The 2,671-nt window shown below is 76.9% G+C and carries 2 protein-coding genes and 1 pseudogene; 1 reads left to right on the top strand and 2 read right to left on the bottom strand.

The genetic code is table 11. The features are described from left to right. Nucleotides 1-374, bottom strand: a 374-nt coding sequence (locus tag HII36_RS54535; protein ID WP_217371132.1) for a hypothetical protein, incomplete at its 3' end; no start/stop codon positions are given. A 17-nt stretch (nucleotides 375-391) separates the two neighbouring features. Further along, on the bottom strand, nucleotides 392-895 hold the full coding sequence (locus HII36_RS54540) for a hypothetical protein (RefSeq protein ID WP_173531272.1): 504 nt from the start codon (nucleotides 893-895) through the stop codon (nucleotides 392-394). 40 nt (nucleotides 896-935) lie between these two features. On the opposite strand from HII36_RS54540, the pseudogene HII36_RS54545 reads away from it, so the two are divergent. After that, nucleotides 936-2,671 (top strand): annotated as a pseudogene (locus HII36_RS54545) (hypothetical protein); the annotation flags it as partial.

The raw sequence follows: 2,671 nt of genomic DNA on the forward strand, positions 1-2,671 counted from the left end.
CCCATCCAGAGTTCCACGGCCCCCGCTCCGGCCCTCTCGCCGGTTCCTTCTCCGGCCCCTTCACTGGCCCCTGCACCGGCGCCGCCCGCGCCCGCCGTCGCGGCGAGTGCCAGCAGGACGTGTCCCGCCGACACGCCGACGGCCCCCGCGTACGCGGCCCGGCCGCCGTACCCGGCCAGCGCGAGCAGCCCGGGCACGAGCAGCACCAGCGAGATCGCGAACAGCGCGAGGATGAGCCGCTCGCCCACGAGCCCCAGCGGGTCGGCGTCGGCGGGCCGCGCGGCCTGCATCACGCCGGTGACGGCCATCGCCAGCCCCACCGCGGACGTCGAAGGGCCGGCCAGGGTGCGCCCACGCGACGCTGTCGCCTTCAAGATCACAAGGTGTCACGCTAGGGAGCGCCCAGGTGCCGGCGCATCCGCCGGTGAGCGGATGCCGCGTCCCACCGGAAGGTGACTTGCGCATGGCGGGCTCGATCGGCCACCATCGTCGCCATGACGAGTGGAAAGGGCGTACTCCGCCCGGGCCGTTGAGCCCCATGGAGCCGGTCCGAGAACCGGCCCCCCAGCAGAACCCCGACACCGCCGCACCCCTGGCGCGCCTCGATCCCCTGCCGCCCGATGAACGCGCCGGCGCCCTGTCCGGGCTCGATCACCTGCCGCCCGGTGAACTGGAACGGCTCGATCGCCTGCCGTCCGATGTGCTGGAACGGCTCGAACACCTGCCGCCCGATGAACTGGCGCGCGTCCTGGTCCGGCTCGATCAGCTGCCGTACGGCGGGCGTATGCGGGCGCTGGCGCTGCTCGCCCGTCGCCTCGCGGGGACGTCCCGGCTGCGGGCGCTCATCGGCGAGCTGTCCGCGCAGGATCACCACGGGCGCCGGACGGCGCTGCACCTGGCCATCGCGGGCCCGCGACCTCGGCCACATCGCCGGCGTGCTCGCCGGGCCCGACCGGGAACTGCGCCGCGCGGCGCTGCGTGCCGTGCGCACGCTGCCCGTCCCCGATCACGCGGTGGCCGCCGCGCTCGACGACGCGCCCGCGACGCTGCGTCTCGCGCTGTACCGGACGCTGGCGCAGTCCAGGCGGCAGGCGTTGGCCGAGTCGCTGCTGCCGGACGTCCATGCCCGCTGGGGTGACCGCGACGCCGCCGCGCTGCTGCCCGCGTGCGGCGCCGAGACCGTCGCCCGGCGGCTGCCGGAGTTCGCGCACGCGGTGACGTCCTGGACCGCGCTCGCCAAGAGGCACCCCGCCGCGATCGTGGCGACGGCCGAGCTGGAGCTGTCGGAAGGCGTCGAGACGTGGTCGTGGTGGCGGCGGCGAGGCGCGGGAGTGCGACTGGCCGCGCTCGCCGAGCCGGCCGCCGTGCTGGCGCTCGCCGAACGGCACGACCTGGGCAGCCACCTTCTCGACCTGCCGGCCGCCGCGATGAACGCGCTGTTCGGCGCCGACGCCGTCCGCGCGCGGAAGCTGCTGCTCGGCGTCGCCGCCCGCTCCTGGTCGGGGATGCCGCGGGCGCTGCTGCCGCACCTGCGCGCGGCCTCCGACCCCGAACTCGCGCCCGAGGCGGGCACGTACCGGCTCGGCCGGGTGCTGCGGTCGCTGCCGCCGGGACGCCGGGCCGCGCTCTTCGAGTCGGTCGCCGCGCTGTCGGGCGGCACGGGGCGGTGGGCGTTGCGGTCGCTGCCCTGGCTGCCGGTCGCGACGGCGGCGGCCGCGGCCAGGAGCATGCTCGCCTGGTACGACACAGCAGGTCACCCCACCCGTGAACGGCTGGACGATCCGGCTCTCCCGCTGCGGTTCACCTCGTTCCTGCCGTACGAGGAGGCGGCGGGGCCGCTGCGCGAAGCCGCCGTCGGCGGGGACCCGCGCCGGCGCGGCCTGGCCAGGACGCTGCTGGTCCAGTGCGCGGCCCGCACCCGCGACCGCGGCGTGCTGCGCGCGCTGCTGGACGAGCTGGCCCGGCGCACCGCCAACGAGCAGGACCCGCTGCGCCGCGACCTGCTCGCCGCCCTCCGCGAGGTCCCGCCGAGCCTGTTCGACGACTCCTTCGCCGTGACGCTCGAACGCCTGTCCACCGACGCCGCCGACGCCCCGGACTCCTCCCCCACCACCCGCCGGGCGCTGACCGACCTGGCCGGCCGGACCCTGCGCCACCAGGACCCGTCCGCGGCACCCGCGCTGATCGCCTGGGCGTTCGGCGTGTACGGCAAGCTGGTGGCCAGGCACGGCGCCGACGGGCTGCCCGCGCCTCATCCGTCGGAGCCGTCGGCCGCCCGCCGCCGACTCTCAGAGGAACGGGCGGACCGGGGTCAGCGCCTGGACCAGGTGCTGCGCACGGGTCAGGAGCACGACCTGCTCGCGGTGCTGCGCCCGCACCTGCGGGCCGCCCGAGACCGCGCGGACTTCACCCTGGCCGTGGCGCTCGCCCGGGCGCTGGGGCGGCGCGGGTGGGGGCTGGCCGAGCTGCAGGACGACCTGCGGGCCGCCGTCCTGGCCGCGCCGGAACCGCTCGCCAGGGAGGCGGCGGACCTCTGGCTCACCCGCCCCCATCGCCGGGGTCTTAGGGCGGTGGCGGGTGAGCGGGATGCACGGATCGCCTGGCTCGTCCGGGAGTATCCCGATGCGGTGACGCTCCCGGTCGTCTGGCGCACGGTGGCCCGCCGCCGCAC

Origin of the sequence: Nonomuraea antri (genome assembly GCF_013283785.1) — a bacterium.
Classification (GTDB): Bacteria; Actinomycetota; Actinomycetes; order Streptosporangiales; family Streptosporangiaceae; genus Nonomuraea; species Nonomuraea antri.